Source organism: Halocalculus aciditolerans (assembly GCF_014647475.1).
Lineage (GTDB): Archaea > Halobacteriota > Halobacteria > Halobacteriales > Halobacteriaceae > Halocalculus > Halocalculus aciditolerans.
Genome location: NZ_BMPG01000001.1, coordinates 1,005,742 through 1,021,786, shown reverse-complemented (window position 1 = coordinate 1,021,786; position 16,045 = coordinate 1,005,742). Strand labels below are relative to the sequence as shown.

The following is a 16,045-nucleotide window of genomic DNA, read 5'->3' as shown; positions in this document are numbered from 1 at the left end:
TTATGCCACCCGGTCGTATTGTCGAGTATGAGGCAACGAATTACGCGAGCGGTCGGTCGAGCGAAGTACGCAGCGATCGGTGCCGCGGTCGGCGCGGGCGTCGGCGGCCTCCTCAGCCGGAACGCGGCGAGCACGGGCGGCGCAGTCGGCGGGCTCGTCGGCGCGTTCGTCGGCGAGACGAGCACCACGGCGAAGAGCGCGTACGAGAAGTACTCCGAGAAGGCGGACTGAGTCTCTTCCCGGGTCACCGACCCGGTCTCGTGTCGCAGTGTGTCGGGTCGCCAGTCAGCCGCGGCGTCGCCGCCGCGGTCGTCTCGGTCGCGGGGTCAGTCGTCGGCGACGCTCGGCGTCGGGGCTCCCTTCGCGGTCGGCTCGGCGGTCTTTTCCTCATCGAGCGGCGTCCAGCCCTCGGTTTCGTAGCGGAAGGCGCGGTGGTCGCGGGTCGGGTCGACGACGGTGAGCGAGAGCCACTCGTTGCCGAGCAGTGCAGCGACAGTTTCGTTCGCGGCGACGGCGTCGCGCACCTGTTCTCTGGGCGCGTGGACGACGGCGGAGAGGCGGAGCGGGCGGTGGTAGGGGGTGCCGTCGGCGGCGAAGAGTGACTCGCGCGGGAGGCCGGTGCGGAGGTCGCCGCCGTTCCCCTGATAGACGCCGACGTTCCCGACGGGGTTCTGCGTGATTTTCGACCCGCTGCCGTAGGCGGCGTTGTCGACGGCGGCGAAGTAGTACTGCGTGTTAATCCACTGGGTGACGACGAGCGGGCCGGCGAAGATGGCGGCGAGCGCCTCTCCACTCTCGTCCGTCGTCCAGTCGTAGGAGTGGAGGAAGACGCGGCCGTCGAGGTCGAGGTCGTCGGTGAGAGCGCGCGGGCCGACGACGAGGCCGGCGTTCCCGGCGAGCCCCCACTCCGGCCGTGTCTCCGCCCAGTCGGCGGCGCGGCGCTCGACCTCGCGAACACCCGTCCCGGCGTCGGATTCGTCGATGTCGACGCCCATGTCGCGGGCGCGTTCGGCGGCCGCGTCCGCCTGAGCGGTCGCGAGGTCGGCGCGGAGGGATTCGACGTCGTCGGCGTGGGTCTCGGGGACGTCACCGTCGTAGAGTTCGACGGCGTCCGTGGTGGTGTCGTGTTCGGCGGCGAGGAAGACGGTATCCTCGGGGATGTCGATGCCGCGCTCGCGGAGTTCCCGCTGTACGGCGTCGTCGTTACAGATGGCGGCGAGCACGCGGGCGTTCGGGCCGCCGGGGTTGCCGGCGCACGCGCCGCAGTCGAGACTGGAATCGAAGGGGTTGTTCGTCGTGTCGCTCGCGTGGCCGGTGAAGACGACGAGCCGGGAGAGATCGGTGAGGCCCATGAGCTCGAACGCGTTCGCGGCGTACTCGACCTGTTCGTCGCGTGTGAGGCCCTCGCGGAGGCCGTGGACGCCGTCGGGGTTGTAGTCGACGGTGGGCTCGCAGAACTCGTGGGCGTCGGGCACGCGGTCGTCGACGCGTTCGAGGGCGTCGTAGACGCGGTTGGGGAGGAGCGTCCGCGCGGCGAGCGCCGCGCCGTAGGCAACACCAGTATTCTCGACGAAGCTGAACGCGGTCGCCGCGTTCTTCCGGAGGTCCTCGATAGTTTCCGCGCCGGCTTCGAGGAGGCTCCGGCGCGATTCGGCGGTCTCGTGCGTCTCTGCATCCTCCGGGCGCGGGCGGTCGGCGACGTAGTGTTCGGCGTCGACGATCGGCGGGCAGGCGTCGGTCGCGAGCGCGGCGTCGTACCCCTCGAAGCGCATCGGCACGCCGAAGAAGCCCGCGTAGCCGTAGGTCTCGTAGTCCCCCGCTTCCTCGACGTGCCGGCGGAGAATCTCCGAGCGCGTGTCGATACAGAAGACGAGTTGGGCGTCCGGGCGCTCCCCGTCGCTCCCGTCTTCGCCTGCTCCCGTATCGGCGAGTGCGGCGCTCTCGGCGGCGACGGCGTCGGTGAGGGAGTCGCGGTAGGTGGCCTCCCAGGCGGCGAGCCACGCGTGGGCGAGCGGCACGCCGGACTCGCCGGACTCGTCGGGGTCGTCGGCCGCGGGCGCGTCCGCGTCCTCGGGGGTGAGCGGGGCGTCGAAGCGGTCGACGAGCGCGAGGCGGACGGCGAGGTAGCCTCCGAGCGTGATTGGGTGTGCCTCCTGCCAGTCGCCGTCGGCCTCGGCGCGGTGTTTGACGAACCCCGTCCAGCCGGGGAGCGCGGTGAGGTGGTACTCGAAGACGTCCCGCCACTCTCCGACGGGCACGTCCGCGAGCGCGTCGCGAATCGCGTCCAAGGGGTCGTCCGGGAGGTCGGCGAGCGCGTCGCGCCCGGGGATGTCGCCGTCGTGGGGGGCGACGGTCCGGAACGCCGCGTAGAACCCCTGACTCCGGTTCGGCATCGGCCACTCCGCGCGGCCCTCGTCGAGGAAGGCGGCGAGCCACTTCGACACGACCGCGTCGACGCGGTCAGTCGCCGTCTCGGCGTCGGCGTCGGTCGTGGCGGCGTCGGTCGTGTTGGTGGTCGTCGCTTCGGATTCGGCGTCGGCGAGCCGGTCGAGCGCGGCCTCGGGGTCGGGGGCGTAGCCGGCGTCGGTCAGGCGGTCGCGGAGCTCGTCGCCGTCGATTTCGCCGGCTTCCCAGGCATTGCGGAAGGTGTCGGCGCTGGGGTAGCCGTCGCCGTCGAGGCGGCGTTCGCCGGCGGCGACGGCCTCGTGGAACGGCCGGTCCTCGAAGCCCGCGAGCGGGTTCGCAGTGACGAACGAGTGAATCGGCCACGCGGAGCCGACCGCGTCGGCGGCCGCGTCGATGCTCTCCTCGACTGCGGTGTCAGTAGTCATTGGTAGTCCTCCGTGTCGGTGAGGAGCGTCCCGGCGCTCGGCCGCGCCGCGTTCAGGAGTGCGACGTAGAGCCGGGCGCTGCACCGGTAGAGGCCGGTCTCGACGGCGAGGTAGACGACGAGGAAGGCGGCGGCGACGACGCCGTGGACGGGCGTCAGCGGCTCCGGGTGGCCGACGCCGGGCAGGCCGGCGAGGAGCCCGTGGACGACGGTGTAGACGCCGGCGTAGACGCCGATGGCGGGGAGGGCGACGAGCGGGACGCCGGCGTACCGAATCGCGGCCGGAAGGTCGGCGCGCGCGGCGACGTCGCGCGCGGCCTGCAGGACGGTGAGGACGACGAGGAGCACGAGCAGGAGGCCGCTGCCGCCCTCGGTCCCTTCGCCGGTGAGGAGGGCGAACACGCCGCCGCCGACGAGGCCGGTGAGGGCGACGACGAGGAGCGTGACGGCGCTCGACGAGCGCTCGGCCGAACGCTCCGTCGCCGTCTCCGGTGCTTCGCGGGCGACCGCGCCGCCGGCGGAGAGGAAGTGATAGGCCTTGTAGAAGCCGTGGAGGACGAGGTGGGTGAGCGCGGCGGCGAAGAAGCCGAGGCCGGCCTGCATGAGCATGAAGCTCATCTGGCCGACGGTCGAGCAGCCGAGCGCGCCCTTCACGTCGGGCTGAACGGTCTTCAGGAGTTTCCCGGTCAGCGCGCTCGCGGCACCGATGAGAACGACGAGGAGCGGGAGGGCGTCGTCGGCGGTGACGACGGGAGCGAAGCGGACGAGGAGGACGCCGCCGGCGTTGACGAAGCCGGCGTGCATGAGCGCGGACGCGGGGGTCGGCGCGGTCATCGAGGAGAGGAGCCAGCGGTGGAAGGGGACGAGGGCGGACTGCACCATCGCGGCGAGGACGAGCGCGCCGCCGACGGCGAGGACGACGGACTCCGGGAGCGTCGCGATGGCGGCGGCGACCCCGGAGACGGTGGTCGCGCCGGTCGTCCACCAGAGCGCGCCGAACGCGAGAGCGAGGAGGCCGCTCCCGCCGAGGAAGTACCGGCGGGCGAGCGCGGCCGAGGCGTGCGCGCTCTCCCAGTCGTCGACGTGGCCGATGAGGCGGGCCATCGCGAGACCCATCGCGGTCCAGGCGGCGAGGAAGACGAGGAGGTGGTCGGCGGAGACGAGCACCAGTACGGACGCGGTGAACGCGGCGAGCGTGGCGAAGAAGCGGTCGACGTTCGCGTCGCCCGCCATGTAGCGCCGCGAGTAGCTGTAGACGACGCCGCTGAAGAAGGTGACCGCGACCCACATCACGGCGGTCAGGCCGTCCACGCGGAGGACGCCGCCGAGCGTCAGGTCCGCGCCGGTCCAGAGGCGCGCGCCGAGGACGACGACGCTCGCGAGCCACAGCGCCCAGACGAGTCGCGTCAGCGCCCGCGGGAGCGCGTCGTCGTCGGTCGTCGGGGGCGAGAGCGGTTCGACGGGCGTGTGTTCCTTCGTCATCGATCGGTCGTGGCCGGTCGCGCCGCACCGGCCGGTCTACCGCATTGGACGAACGACTCGGTAATTAATCTTTCTCAACCGAACGAATCGTTCGCAAAAACTGCCGCGGACGCAGGATATGGTAATAGTTCACGTGGGGCGTGGCGGGTGAGTTTCGCCCGGGTTAACCGTCGGGCTCGGCGTGCGCCGCCGGGTCGAACCCGCCGAACGGCGTCGTCTCGTGACTCCGAACGAGCACCTCGTCCGTGACCGTCAACCCCATCTCCAGGAGTTCTTGGGCGACGAGCGTGATGTCGCTGTCCGACTCGCCAACCATCGTCACCAGGAGGTTCTCGTCGCCCGTGACGAGCTCCTGGACGGAGACGACGCCGTCGATGGCGAGGATTTCCGGGACGAGTTCGCCGCGCTCCGGAATCGACGCCGTGCAGAAGAGGAGCATCCGGAGCGGATACCCCGACTTCTCGTAGTCGACCTGCGCGCTGTACCCCTTGATGACGCCGTCGGATTCGAGCCGCCGGATGCGCTTTCGCACGGTGCTGTCGGACGTTCCGGCTCGCTCCGCGATGTCACCCGAGGACGTGTTCCGCGCGTCTTCCTGCAACGCGTACAGAATCGCCTTGTCCACGTCGTCGATGTCTTCGCCGGTCATACAGGGTTGTGCGCGGCACGCCTACTTTATTCGTCCGTCCAGAGGCGGCCGATGCGGTGGGCGAGAGCCGGGTGCGCCTCACGAATCGCCTCCGGCGCGGTCTCGCCGTCGACGTTGACGACGTGCACCTCCCCGCGCGCCCCGTCGTAGACGTCCTGAAAGTCGTAGACGACGCCGAGAACGTCCACGGCGTCGGGGACGTCGTCGCTGGCGAGGAGGAGGTCGACCTGCCGGTCGACGTTGTACTCCACGAGGCGGTTGATGCGCTCGGCGCGCCCGAGGTCGTCGGGGAGCGCGTCGACGCCCGGCGCGAGGTGGGGTTCGAGGAGGGCGAGGCAGCGCGCGATACCCGCGGGTTCGTCGAGGACCCCCTGGACGGCGTCGTACGTCGCGGTGACCGCGCCGCAGCCCGTGTGGCCGACGACGACCGCGACCTCGGTTCCCGTGTGTTCGATGGGGTAGAGGACGTCGCCGGAGACGACGTCTTCCCCGTCGACGCGCTGGAAGACGCGGTTCCCGATGTTGCTACACGTGAAGACGCGGCCCGGTTCGTCGTTCCCCCAGACGTGGTCGTGGAGGACGCGGGAGTCCGCACAGGAGACGCTCACGACGGCGGGCCGCTGGGCGTCCTGCACGTCGTCGAAGCGACCCGCGAACTCGCGTGCGTGCTCGGCGTTCGCGTCGAGGAGGTCGACGACCGCGTCCTGCATACCGGACGGGGGCGGTGCGCGCGCTTAGTGCTTGGTGGTCGGCGACGAGCGCCGTCAGTAGTCGGCGACGAGCGCGTCGAGGTGGTCGTGGTGGCTCGTCGAGTGCGGGGCGGTGAGCGGCGACACGGAGAGGAAGCCGTCGACGACCGCGCGGCGGTCGGTCCCTTCCGGGTCGGTGATGGCGTCGGCGTCGATGCGGTCCCACATCCGGTCGTCGATGCTGATGCGGCCCTTCTGGTGGTTCGCGGTCATGTCGTAGCCGGACGCGGGCGCGGTCACCCGCATCCCGCGGACGTCGCTCTCGGGGTGCGGGGCGTTGAGGTTGAGGTAGTCCGCTTCCTCGAAGACGCCGGAGTCGAACGCGTGCTCGGCGAGGTATCGCGTCGCGTCCGCCGCGGCCGCGTACTCGTCTTTCTCGACGGTTCGCTGGAAGTCCTCGCTCTTGAGGAGCATCGAGGACGCGATGGCGGGCACGTCGCAGAACGCCGCTTCCACCGCCGCGGAGACCGTCCCCGAACGCCCGAGGACGTACGTTCCGATGTTCGCACCGGCGTTACAGCCGGCGACGACGAGGTCCGGGCGGGGGCCGATGGCTTCGACGCCGACGATGACGCAGTCCGCGGGCGTCCCGTCGACCGCGTAGCCGCGCTCGCGCTCCGTGACGGCGACGTCCCGGGAGAGCGCGCGCCCCGTCGCGCTCTTGTTCTCCGCGGGCGCGACCACGGTGACGTCCCCGATCTCGGAGAGCGCGTCGTCGAGCGCGTGGAGCCCGGGACTGTCGATGCCGTCGTCGTTCGTGAGGAGAATGTCGAGCGTCACTGCACGGGGCTTGCGGCGCGCCCGATAAGGAGGTGTCCCTTCCCTTCCCTTCCTCTCCTCACCGCGGGACGGGGTCGACGACCGTTTCGTCGTCGACGACGAGGTTGTACGCGCCCTCGTCGTCGTTCCAGAGGAGGAGCGCGGATTCGACGGAGAGCAGGTCGCCGTATTCGGCCGTGCGGAGCGCGACGTTGAGGCTCGTCTCCTGCACGAGCACGGCGTAGTGGTCGACGCGCTCGGAGCCGTCGGAGACGCGGAAGAGGGGGTTCGCGTCCCCGCCCGCGAGGTTCCGGCTGAGCTTTCCGACTAAGGCGTCGACGCGGTTCGTGACGCGGTCGCCGCTGTCCGCCATCCGCAGCGTCCGCCCCGGCGAGAGCGAGACGTCGTACCGCCGCTCGCCGTCCACGGTGAGGAACGAGTACGCGAACTTTACTGTCTCGTTCAGGAACTCCGACGGGCGCTCCGCGCGCTCCGCGAGTTCGCGCTGAATCCGCGGCGGCTCCACGTCGGGGCGCTCGTCGAACGACCAGCCCGTATCCGTCGGCGCGTACCCCTCCCAGAGCCGCACCGCCGGCGCGAACACGGTCGCAGAGTCGTTCGCCTCCACCTCGCGTTCGACCTCGCGGAGCTGGATGGCGGTGTTCTTGTCCGCCGGCGCGATGGCGACGAGCGTCCCGTCGTCGTCGAGCGCGTCGAGGTACTTCTCGACGACGGCGACGGGGGCGTCGAGCTCGCTGAGGACGTTCCCGAAGAGCACGATATCGTACGTCCCGGGGTCGAAGGCCTCCGCGGTCGTCTCGTGAATCGACGGGTGGACGTTCGTCCCCGTCTCGTCGAGGAGGAGGTCGAGGAGTTCGGTGCTCGCGCTCGGCTCCACGGCCTCGTAGCGCACGAGCGCGTCCTCGGGGAGCGCGTCGAGCAGGCCGAGCGCCGGGCCGCCGACGCCCGCGCCGACGTCGAGCACGCGCAGCGTCCGCGGCACGCGGCCGTCCCGCGCGAGGTCCGCGAAGACGTACCGGCCGGCCGCGTAGAAATCCGGCAGGTGGTAGAGCGCGTAGCCGAACGCCGCGTCTAGGTCGTACTCCACCGGGTTCTCGTGGTAGTAATCCTCCTTCAGCCGGCGAATCGACTCCCGGAGGGTGTCCCCGGTCGCGCCGGCGTACCACTCGCCGCCGTAGCGCTCGACGAGCGCGCCCTCCAGCGCCGCCGCGTACTCGCTCGGCAGCCCCTCGACCGCCGCGTCCTCGATGCGGACCGGGTCGTCGTCCGCCGGAACGAACGTCCCGTCCTCGCGTTCGACCAGCCCGAGGTCCCACGCTTCCTCCCGGAGCACCTGTCGGACGACCGCGCCGTGCGGGTGGCCCTCGACGTACTCCGAAATCTCGTCCGGGTCGACCGGCCGAATGTTCCGCAGGTACTTCGCGTTCGAGACGACGGCGTCCCTATCGACCGGCATCGTCGTACACCTCCGCGAACGCCTCCGGGTCGTCGACGGCGGCGGCGAGGCGCTCCGCCGCCGCGGCCACCTCGCTCGCCCCGCCGAACACCGACTGAATCTCACGGTAGACCTCGGGGTTCCCGCCGCCGACGCGGTCGAGGACGCCCACGAGCTCCTCGTAGACGGGCGTCGCGAGGTCGTCCGGGACGTCGTCAGCCGCGAGACCGAACGCCAGAATCGCGGCGTGCGTCCGCCCCTGAATCGTCTGCATCGCCTCGTCGTGCTCGCCCGGGTCGATATCGACGAGCTCGTTCCCCGCGGCGTCGAGGTCGCGTCTGACGCCGTCCGTCGCCGGCCCCGGCGCGCCCGCCGCCACCGCGATGCGTCCCGGCGCGTGCTCGCCCGCGAAGAGCGGGTGGAAGCTCACGCGCTCGCGGGCCGGCGCGACGCGCGCCATCGCCGCCAGCGGCTCCGCCATCCGCCCCGTCACGTCCACGACGGCTTGCTGTGCGCGCGGCGCGTGCGCCTCGATGGCGTCGACCGCCGCCGACATCGGCACCGCGATGCAGACGACGCCGAACGACTCCTCCCCGTCGAGCGGCACGACGCGCGCGTCGAGCGCCGACGCCGCCGCTTCCGCCGCGTCGCGGTCCGCGTCCGCGAACGCGACCGGCGCGTCCACCGCGTCCGCGAACCACCGCCCCATCTCGCCAGCCCCCACCACGAGTACCTCCATACGCCAGCGACTACCCGCCCGCCCGGCAAAAACCGTTCGTCTCTCCGAAACTGACTCCCGGAAGGGGGAAACTTAACTCCCGGCGTGTGAATGAAGAGAACGGGGATGACGGACAAACCGACAGTCCTCGTCGTCGAAGACGAGGTCGAACTGGCTGAACTCTACGCCACATGGCTCCAGCAGGCCTACGAAGTGCGAACGGCGAACACCGCGGCGGACGCACTCGACCAGTTCGACGACGAGGTTGACGTCGTCCTGCTCGACCGGCGCCTGCCGGAGATGAGCGGCGACGAATTTCTCGAACGCATCCGCGAACGCGGCTTCGATACCCCGGTCGCGATGGTGAGCGCGGTCGACCCCGACTTCGACATTCTCGAGATGGGGTTCGACGCCTACCTCGTGAAGCCCGTCACGCGCGACGACCTCGACGACGTCGTCGACCGCCTGCTCGCCCGCCGCCTCTACGACGACGAGGTCAGCGAATACTTCTCGCTCGCCGCGAAACGCGCCGCGCTCGAATCCGAGAAATCCACGCGAGAGCTCGAATCGAACGACGCCTACATCGAGCTCTGCGAGCGCCTCGACGACCTCAGAAGCGACCTCGACGACCTCGTCGACTCGCTCGACGCGGACGACATGGCGGCGCTCTTCCACGCGCTCGAAGACGGCGAGGGCCAGTGAGTATATAGGACGCGACGACCAGAAACACAGACGGACGCATGGACGAGGGGATCCGCGTGCTCTACGCTGCCGGGGGGACCGAAGGCGAGGCGAGAGCCGACGCCCTCGAAACCACCGGCGAGTTCGATGTTACCGCTGTCACCGACAGCTCCGCCGTTCTCGACGCGCTCTCCGAAGACACCGTCGACTGCCTCGTCAGCGAGTACGCCCTCGACGGCATCGACGGCCTCGGCCTCCTGAACCTCGTCCGCGACACCGACCCCGCCATCCCCTTCGTCCTCTTCGTCGGCGACGGCGACGAAAACGTCGCGAGCGACGCCATCTCCCGCGGCGTCACCGACTACATCCAGATGTACGACGGCGACGACCTCGCCGTCGAAACCCTCGCGAACGCCGTCCGCGACGCCGCCGAACGCTACCAAGCAGAACAGGACGTCGCGATGCTGAACGACCTCGCGCGGAACGTCTACGAACGCATCACGGACGCCTTCTTCGCGCTCGACCGCGACTGGCGCTTCACCTACGTCAACCCCGAAGCCGAACGCCTCCTCGACGCCCGCGCCGAAGCACTCATCGGCGAGAACTTCTGGGAGGTCTTCCCCGAAGCCGTCGGCACCACCTTCTACACCGAATACCACCGCGCCATCGCCACCCAGGACTCCGTCACCTTCGACGAGACCTTTCCCCCCGTCGACGAACACCTCGAAGTCCGCGCGTTCCCCTCCGAAGACGGCCTCTCCGTCCACTTCCGCGCCACCCCCGAAGACGCGAGCTCCGCCGAATCCAGCCACCTGATGGAGCTCACCAACATGCTCTCCTACGACCTCATCGACTCCATCCGACGCGCACAAGACGCGGTCGAACGCGCCAAAGCCAGCGGCGACCGAGACGACCTCGACGAAGTCGAAGCCGCCCTCTCCCGCATGAACGACCTCGTCAACCACTCCGTCACCCTCGCCTCCGAAAACCAACCCCACCAGCGGTAACGCGGTTCGGAGCGAGCGCCGACGGCGCGAGCGAGAACCGCGGGAAAGCGAGCGGTGAACGAAGTGAACCGCGAGCAACGCGATTCTCACTCCCTGTGGTCGCTCGTCGTTTTCTCGTGGTCTATTCGGCCGCGCTGGCTCGCGTGTCGCTCCCGCTCGGTCGCTCCCGTCACCGGAACGCTTCGCGTTCCGGTTGCGAGCGAGAACTCCGTTCTCGCCACCGCTCGCCGTTTCGCGGTTCTCGCCACCGCTCGCCGTTTCGCGGTTCTCACTCACTCGCTCCCTCCGGTCGCTCGTTCGCTCCGGACCGCTTACTCCCTCACCATCTGCATCGTGTAGTCGGTGTAGTTCTCGTACCCCCGGTCGTTGTCGGCGACGACGACGAGGTCCTCCAGTCGAACGCCGCCGACGTCGGGGTCGTAGAGGCCGGGTTCGATGGTGACGACGTGGCCCGGCTGGAGCGGTTCGTCGCTGCGGTGGCTGACGCTGGGGGCTTCGTGGACGTCGAGGCCGATACCGTGGCCGGTGGAGTGGATGTAGCCGGTGTCGGTGTCGGGGTCGCTGCGGAGCGTGGGGTAGCCGGCGTTCTCGTAGACGTCGCAGACCGCGCCGTGGACCTCGGCACCGGTCGCGCCGGGTTCGAGGGCGTCCATCGCGGCGTCGAACGCCTGCTGGGTGAGTTCGTAGAACTCACGGGCCTCGGCGGAGGGATCTCCCTTCACGAACGTCCGCGTCATGTCGCCGTTGTAGTGGGTGTCCTTGTTCTTCGGGAAGACGTCGACGACGATGGTCTCGTTCGCGCGGAGCGGGCCGCTCCCCGAGTTGTGGGGGACGGCGGCGTCCGCGCCGCAGGCGACGATGGTCTCCTCGGCCGCACAGCCCTCGTCGAGGAGCGTCTTGTCGACTTCGCGCTTCACGCGCTCGCTCGTCAACACCCCGCCCTCGTAGTGGAGTTCCCCGCCTTCCACGGTAGCGTCGGTGATGAGTTCGTCGACGCGCGCCATCGCCACCTGGTTCGCGCGCTGTGCCTCTCGAATCGCGTCGAGTTCGTCCTCGGTCTTCACGGCGCGGATGTCCGTCACCGTGTCCTCCGTGTCCGCCGTGACGTCGACGTCGCGGCCGCGCAGGCCGTCCGCCGTCGCGAGCGGGAAGCGCCGGTTCGTCGCCACCGACTCCACGCCGAACTCGTCGAGGAACGCCGCGCGCACCCGCGCTCCGGCTTCCTCCTGCCCGTGCTCTTGCACCAGCTCGGCGTACTCGTAGTCCTGGTGTTTCCGCACCACGTCGGCGCGCGACTCCGCCACCGCCCGCGAATACTCCAAGCCCGACACGAGCAGCGCCGTCTCCTCCGGCGTGTACAGCGTCACGAACGGGTCGTTCGCGAAGAACCCCGAGAGGTAGTACTGGTCGCTCGCCGTCGAATCCGCGTCGAGGAGGTAGCCGTCGAAGCCCTGTTCGTCGAGAAACGCGTCGAGCGCCGAGAAATCCTTCGCCATACTCGCTCTTCCGCTCGCCCGCTCGAAAAACGTACGGGTCGCGGTTAAACGGAGGACGCAGTGTCGGAGCCGCCGAACCGTTGCCGACCCCGGAACGTTTACCGGGGTTCCTGTCGACTCCTCGGACATGCAGGTCACTGTCTCACCGTCGGACGTTCACGGGTCGGCGTACGCGCCGCCGTCGAAGAGTTACACGCACCGGGCGGTGCTCGCCGCGGGCTACACGGCGGGGACGACGCGCGTGAAGAACGCGCTGTGGAGCGCGGACACGCGAGAGACGATGGGCGCGGTGTCGGCGTTCGGCGGGGACACAGTCGACGTCGACGGGACCGCGGAAATCGACGGGTTCGACGGCCGGCCCGGAGTCCCCGAGGACATCCTCGACTGCGGGAACTCGGGGACGACGATGCGCCTCGTCACCGCCGCGGCCGGCCTCGTCGACGGTGCGACCGTCCTCACGGGGGACGCGAGCCTGCGGTCGCGGCCGCAGGGCGCGCTCCTCGACGCGCTCGAACAGCTCGGCGCGCGCGCAATCTCGACGCGCGGGAACGGCCAAGCGCCGCTCGTCGTCGAAGGCCCCATCGCCGGCGGCGACGTCGCGCTTCCCGGCGACGTCTCCAGCCAGTTCGTCACCGCGCTCCTGATGGCCGGTGCCGTGACGGACCGCGGAATCGACATCGAACTGACGACGGAGTTGAAGTCCGCGCCGTACGTCGACATCACGCTCGACGTCCTCGACTCGTTCGGCGTCGACGCCTCGGAGACCGACGAGGGCTACCGCGTGCCCGGCGGACAGTCCTACGCGCCCGACGACGGTGAGTACGACGTGCCCGGTGACTTCTCCTCTGCGTCCTACCTGCTCGCGGCGGGCGCGCTCGCCGGCGATCCGAGCGTCGACGTCCGCGGCCTCTATCCGTCCGTGCAGGGCGACCGCGCCATCCTCGACGTCCTCAAGGAGATGGGCGCGAGCGTCGACTGGAACACGGAGGACGGCGTGGCGACCGTCGAGCGGTCCGCGCTCTCCGGCGTCACGGCGGACGTCGGCGACACCCCCGACCTCCTGCCGACCATTGCCGTGCTCGGCGCGGCCGCCGACGGGACGACGCGCATCGAGAACGCCGAACACGTCCGCTACAAGGAGACGGACCGCGTCGCCGCGATGGCGAGCGAGCTCGCGAAGATGGGCGCGGACGTCGAGGAGGAACCCGACGCGCTCGTCGTCCACGGTGACGGGAGTAACCTCGAAGGCGCTGTCCTCGACGGCCACGGCGACCACCGGATCGTGATGGCGCTCGCGACTGCCGCACTCGTCGCCGACGGGGACTCCACGATCTCGCACGCCGAACACGTCGAGGTCTCCTTCCCGCAGTTCTTCGACGAGCTCTACGACCTCGGCGTCAGCGTCGCACACGAGAACGAGTAGCACGCGAGCAGTAGTTCCATATTCCCGGCGTCCGCGAAGTCGGGTATGCGACGGGATTCGCTGGCCGACGACTTGGCGGACCGCGGCGACGACGCCTACGTTCCGCCCGCCTACGGCGACTACGGCTTCCACCGCGTGCCGAACACGGCGTTCGACGTGCTCGGCGCTGACACCGGCGACACGCTCCCCGGTGACGTCTTCGACGGCGTCGACACCGACGTCTCGAACGTCGTCGTCGTGCTCCTCGACGGCTTCGGCTACGACCAGTGGCGCGCCGCGGAGCCAGCGATTCCCCTCCTCGAACGCCTCGCCGACGCGGGGACGGTGACACCGCTGACGTCGACGTATCCCTCGGAGACCGCGGCGGCGATTACGACGCTCCACACCGGCGTCACCCCGAGAGAGCACGGCGTGCTCGGGTGGTTCCAGTCTCTCGACGCGCTCGGGGCGGTCGTCGCGGCGCTCCCGTGGACGACGTTCGACGGCGACCCGGTCGACGAGGCGTTCCCGGACGCGCCCGAGTGGGCGGACGCGCTCCTCGACGCGTCGACGGTCTACGAGCGCGCCGAGGGGGTCGATTCGGCGGTCGTGGAGCCCGAGAAAATAATCGGGAGCGCGTCCGACGGCGGACTGAGCGTCGGGGCCACCGGAATACCCTACTACGGCGTCGCGGACATGGCCGTCCGCGTGCGGGAGCGGCTGGAAGCCGTCGACGACGGAGCGGCGAGCTACACGCTCGCGTACGTTCCGGACCTTGACGCCGTCGCGCACGAGGACGGGCCGGGGACGGCGGCGACGCGCGCGCAGGCCGAGAGCCTCGCTGCGGCGGTGGAGCGCGAGCTCGTCGGCCGGCTCGACCCGGCTGTCGCGGCGGACACGCTCTTCGTGTTGACCGCCGACCACGGCCACGTCGACACCGGTGGAGAGAACGTCGACCTCCGGGGGTACGACCCGCTCTGGAACCACGTCCGAGCCGGGGCGGACGGCGAGCCGATTCCGCCCGTGGGGAGCCCGCGGAACCTCCAGCTCCACCTGGAAGACGGCACGGTCGGGCGCGTCCGCGAGGCGTTCGAGCGCGACTTCGACTGCCGGACGTACACGCGCGAGGAGTACGTGGACGCCGGGCTGTTCGGGCCAGTACGAGCCGGCTCGGCAGACGGTGAGATACCGGTGCGAGCCGGTTCGACAGACGGTGAGATACCGAGCGGGCTTGGGCGGGCGTTCGCGGAGCGCGCGCCCGACTTCGTCTGCGTCCACGCGTCGAAGGGGATGTGGTACGCGGACGAGCATCTGGGGCTCATCGGGCAGCACGGAGGGCAGACGAGGGCGGAGATGCTCGTGCCGTTCGCGGCCGCGCGGCTGGACGAGGTGGCGTGAGGGCTAACACGACGGCCGTGGGTGGCACCGGGACGGGCGGCCGTCGGGTTTCGCGCGGCCCGCCCCGGTTCTCGCTCACGTCATACGGGGGGGTGGCCGCGTCATCGGGCTTGAACCTTCGCGCGGTCGGTCCGATTTTGCGTGTTGTGCAAGGCCTTTTACTCGGCCGAGATAAGGGAGAGTATGAACGGGAATCGATTCGGGCGGCTCTTTCAGGTGACGACGTACGGGGAGAGCCACGGTCCGGGGATGGGCGTGACGGTGTCGGGGTGTCCGGCGGGGCTCGAGCTCACGGAGGAGGACGTGCAGTACGAACTCGACCGGCGGAAGCCGGGTCAGTCGATGATTACGACCTCGCGCGGGGAGCCGGACGAGGTCACCATTCAGTCCGGGATTCAGGACGGATACACGACGGGGACGCCCATCGGGATGACCATCGAGAACAAGGACGCGCGCTCCGGGAAGTACGAGCCCTTCATCACGGCACCGCGGCCGTCGCACGGCGACTACACGTATTCGGCGAAGTTCGGCACGCGGAACTGGGGCGGCGGCGGGCGGTCGTCGGCGCGCGAGACGGTGAACTGGGTCGCCGCGGGGGCGGTGGCGAAGAAGATTCTGCGCTCGCAGGACATCCAGGTGAAGGCGCACGTGAACCAGATCGGCGACGTCGAAGCCGGCGACGTCACCTGGGAGGACATGCTGGAGCACGCGGAGGAGAACGACGTGCGGTGTGCGGACCCGGACGCCGCCGCGGAGATGCAGGAACTCATCGAGGACTACCAAGAAGAAGGCGACTCCATCGGCGGGAGCATCTACTTCGAGGTTCGCGGTCTCCCCCGAGGGCTGGGCTCGCCGCGGTTCGACAGCTTCGAGGCGCGACTCGGGCAGGCGCTCATGTCGGTGCCGGCGTCGACGGCCTTCGAGTTCGGCCTCGGGACGGAGGCGCGAGAGTACACGGGGAGCGAGCGGAACGAGGACTGGACGTTCTACGAGGGCGAGCGCGAGGAGATCAACGCCGAGGAGGGCGACCCGATCCCGGTCGGAAACGACCACGGCGGCGTCCAGGGCGGCATCACGACCGGACAGCCGGTGTTCGGCGAACTGACGCTGCACGCGCCGACGTCGATTCCGAAGACGCAGACGACGGCGGACTGGGAGACCGGCGAGGAGACGGAAGAACAGGTCATCGGCCGCCACGACCCCGTCCTGCCGCCGCGCGGCGTCCCCGTGGTCGAGGCGATGTGTCGGCTGGTCGCGCTCGACTTCCTCCTGCTCGGCGGCCGCCTGAACCCCGACCGCCTCGACGGCGACGTCGGCGAGTACGACACCGACTACCACCCGAGTAACCCGCGGCGGGAGTAGGTCGGGTCGGCCGGCGGCCAATCACGCGGTGACCGGGGGAGAATGCTTTTCGCGGT

General features: G+C 70.1%; 14 protein-coding genes. 6 read left to right on the top strand and 8 right to left on the bottom strand.

What is annotated here, in order from left to right; all coding sequences use genetic code 11:
* Positions 1-27: 27 nt before the first annotated feature.
* A complete protein-coding gene (locus tag IEY26_RS05235; protein WP_188976531.1) occupies positions 28-231 on the top strand; it encodes a glycine zipper 2TM domain-containing protein in 204 nt (67 codons plus the stop codon).
* 95 nt (positions 232-326) lie between these two features.
* On the opposite strand, the gene IEY26_RS05230 is transcribed toward IEY26_RS05235, so the two are convergent.
* From IEY26_RS05230 to IEY26_RS05200, 7 genes are all read right to left on the bottom strand, one after another.
* Positions 327-2,831: a DUF2309 domain-containing protein gene (locus IEY26_RS05230; RefSeq protein WP_188976529.1), complete on the bottom strand. Its 2,505-nt coding sequence runs from the start codon at positions 2,829-2,831 to the stop codon at positions 327-329.
* The gene (locus IEY26_RS05225; protein WP_188976527.1) at positions 2,828-4,312 is read right to left on the bottom strand and encodes a proton-conducting transporter transmembrane domain-containing protein; all 1,485 of its coding nucleotides are present in this window, start codon (positions 4,310-4,312) and stop codon (positions 2,828-2,830) included. Before IEY26_RS05225 ends, IEY26_RS05230 begins: the two co-directional genes overlap by 4 nt.
* A gap of 163 nt (positions 4,313-4,475) precedes the next feature.
* On the bottom strand, positions 4,476-4,961 hold the full coding sequence (locus tag IEY26_RS05220; protein WP_188976525.1) for an Lrp/AsnC family transcriptional regulator: 486 nt from the start codon (positions 4,959-4,961) through the stop codon (positions 4,476-4,478).
* Positions 4,962-4,987: 26 nt separating this feature from the next.
* Positions 4,988-5,671, bottom strand: coding sequence for a carbonic anhydrase (locus IEY26_RS05215; protein ID WP_188976522.1), 684 nt, complete (start codon positions 5,669-5,671; stop codon positions 4,988-4,990).
* Positions 5,672-5,725: 54 nt separating this feature from the next.
* On the bottom strand, positions 5,726-6,490 hold the full coding sequence (gene surE, locus IEY26_RS05210; protein WP_188976520.1) for a 5'/3'-nucleotidase SurE: 765 nt from the start codon (positions 6,488-6,490) through the stop codon (positions 5,726-5,728).
* Positions 6,491-6,548: 58 nt separating this feature from the next.
* Positions 6,549-7,946, bottom strand: a complete 1,398-nt coding sequence (locus IEY26_RS05205) for a small ribosomal subunit Rsm22 family protein (RefSeq protein ID WP_188976518.1) — start codon at positions 7,944-7,946, stop codon at positions 6,549-6,551.
* The gene (locus IEY26_RS05200; RefSeq protein WP_188976516.1) at positions 7,933-8,664 is read right to left on the bottom strand and encodes a prephenate dehydrogenase/arogenate dehydrogenase family protein; all 732 of its coding nucleotides are present in this window, start codon (positions 8,662-8,664) and stop codon (positions 7,933-7,935) included. The genes IEY26_RS05205 and IEY26_RS05200 overlap by 14 nt, the downstream gene beginning before the upstream one ends.
* A gap of 105 nt (positions 8,665-8,769) precedes the next feature.
* Here IEY26_RS05200 and IEY26_RS05195 point away from each other — a divergent pair, with 105 nt between their 5' ends.
* Together IEY26_RS05195 and IEY26_RS05190 are read left to right on the top strand one after the other, a co-directional pair.
* Positions 8,770-9,345, top strand: a complete 576-nt coding sequence (locus tag IEY26_RS05195; RefSeq protein ID WP_188976514.1) for a HalX domain-containing protein — start codon at positions 8,770-8,772, stop codon at positions 9,343-9,345.
* Between the two features lie 38 nt (positions 9,346-9,383).
* Positions 9,384-10,331 carry a PAS domain-containing protein gene (locus tag IEY26_RS05190; protein ID WP_188976512.1) on the top strand — a complete coding sequence of 316 codons (948 nt, stop codon included), beginning with the start codon at positions 9,384-9,386 and terminating at the stop codon, positions 10,329-10,331.
* Positions 10,332-10,642: 311 nt separating this feature from the next.
* Here IEY26_RS05190 and IEY26_RS05185 read toward each other — a convergent pair whose 3' ends face one another.
* Positions 10,643-11,827 (bottom strand): M24 family metallopeptidase, encoded by a 1,185-nt coding sequence (locus tag IEY26_RS05185; protein WP_188976511.1) that lies wholly within the window; start codon positions 11,825-11,827, stop codon positions 10,643-10,645.
* 127 nt (positions 11,828-11,954) lie between these two features.
* On the opposite strand from IEY26_RS05185, the gene aroA reads away from it, so the two are divergent.
* The 3 genes from aroA to aroC all read left to right on the top strand — a co-directional run bounded on the left by aroA (position 11,955) and on the right by aroC (position 15,989).
* Entirely contained in the window at positions 11,955-13,250 is a 1,296-nt protein-coding gene (gene aroA, locus IEY26_RS05180; RefSeq protein ID WP_188976509.1) for a 3-phosphoshikimate 1-carboxyvinyltransferase, read from the top strand.
* 45 nt (positions 13,251-13,295) lie between these two features.
* Positions 13,296-14,627, top strand: a complete 1,332-nt coding sequence (locus IEY26_RS05175; protein ID WP_188976506.1) for an alkaline phosphatase family protein — start codon at positions 13,296-13,298, stop codon at positions 14,625-14,627.
* Between the two features lie 183 nt (positions 14,628-14,810).
* On the top strand, positions 14,811-15,989 hold the full coding sequence (gene aroC / locus IEY26_RS05170; RefSeq protein ID WP_188976505.1) for a chorismate synthase: 1,179 nt from the start codon (positions 14,811-14,813) through the stop codon (positions 15,987-15,989).
* Positions 15,990-16,045: the final 56 nt, after the last annotated feature.

Excerpts from the sequence above, each read along its gene's own strand:
- IEY26_RS05235 (WP_188976531.1), top strand. The coding sequence starts at position 28 with ATGAGGCAACGAATTACGCGAGCGGTCGGTCGAGCGAAGTACGCAGCG.
- IEY26_RS05230 (WP_188976529.1), bottom strand. The coding sequence starts at position 2,831 with ATGACTACTGACACCGCAGTCGAGGAGAGCATCGACGCGGCCGCCGAC.
- IEY26_RS05225 (WP_188976527.1), bottom strand. The coding sequence starts at position 4,312 with ATGACGAAGGAACACACGCCCGTCGAACCGCTCTCGCCCCCGACGACC.
- IEY26_RS05220 (WP_188976525.1), bottom strand. The coding sequence starts at position 4,961 with ATGACCGGCGAAGACATCGACGACGTGGACAAGGCGATTCTGTACGCG.
- IEY26_RS05215 (WP_188976522.1), bottom strand. The coding sequence starts at position 5,671 with ATGCAGGACGCGGTCGTCGACCTCCTCGACGCGAACGCCGAGCACGCA.
- IEY26_RS05205 (WP_188976518.1), bottom strand. The coding sequence starts at position 7,946 with ATGCCGGTCGATAGGGACGCCGTCGTCTCGAACGCGAAGTACCTGCGG.
- IEY26_RS05200 (WP_188976516.1), bottom strand. The coding sequence starts at position 8,664 with ATGGAGGTACTCGTGGTGGGGGCTGGCGAGATGGGGCGGTGGTTCGCG.
- IEY26_RS05195 (WP_188976514.1), top strand. The coding sequence starts at position 8,770 with ATGACGGACAAACCGACAGTCCTCGTCGTCGAAGACGAGGTCGAACTG.
- IEY26_RS05190 (WP_188976512.1), top strand. The coding sequence starts at position 9,384 with ATGGACGAGGGGATCCGCGTGCTCTACGCTGCCGGGGGGACCGAAGGC.
- IEY26_RS05185 (WP_188976511.1), bottom strand. The coding sequence starts at position 11,827 with ATGGCGAAGGATTTCTCGGCGCTCGACGCGTTTCTCGACGAACAGGGC.
- aroA (WP_188976509.1), top strand. The coding sequence starts at position 11,955 with ATGCAGGTCACTGTCTCACCGTCGGACGTTCACGGGTCGGCGTACGCG.
- IEY26_RS05175 (WP_188976506.1), top strand. The coding sequence starts at position 13,296 with ATGCGACGGGATTCGCTGGCCGACGACTTGGCGGACCGCGGCGACGAC.
- aroC (WP_188976505.1), top strand. The coding sequence starts at position 14,811 with ATGAACGGGAATCGATTCGGGCGGCTCTTTCAGGTGACGACGTACGGG.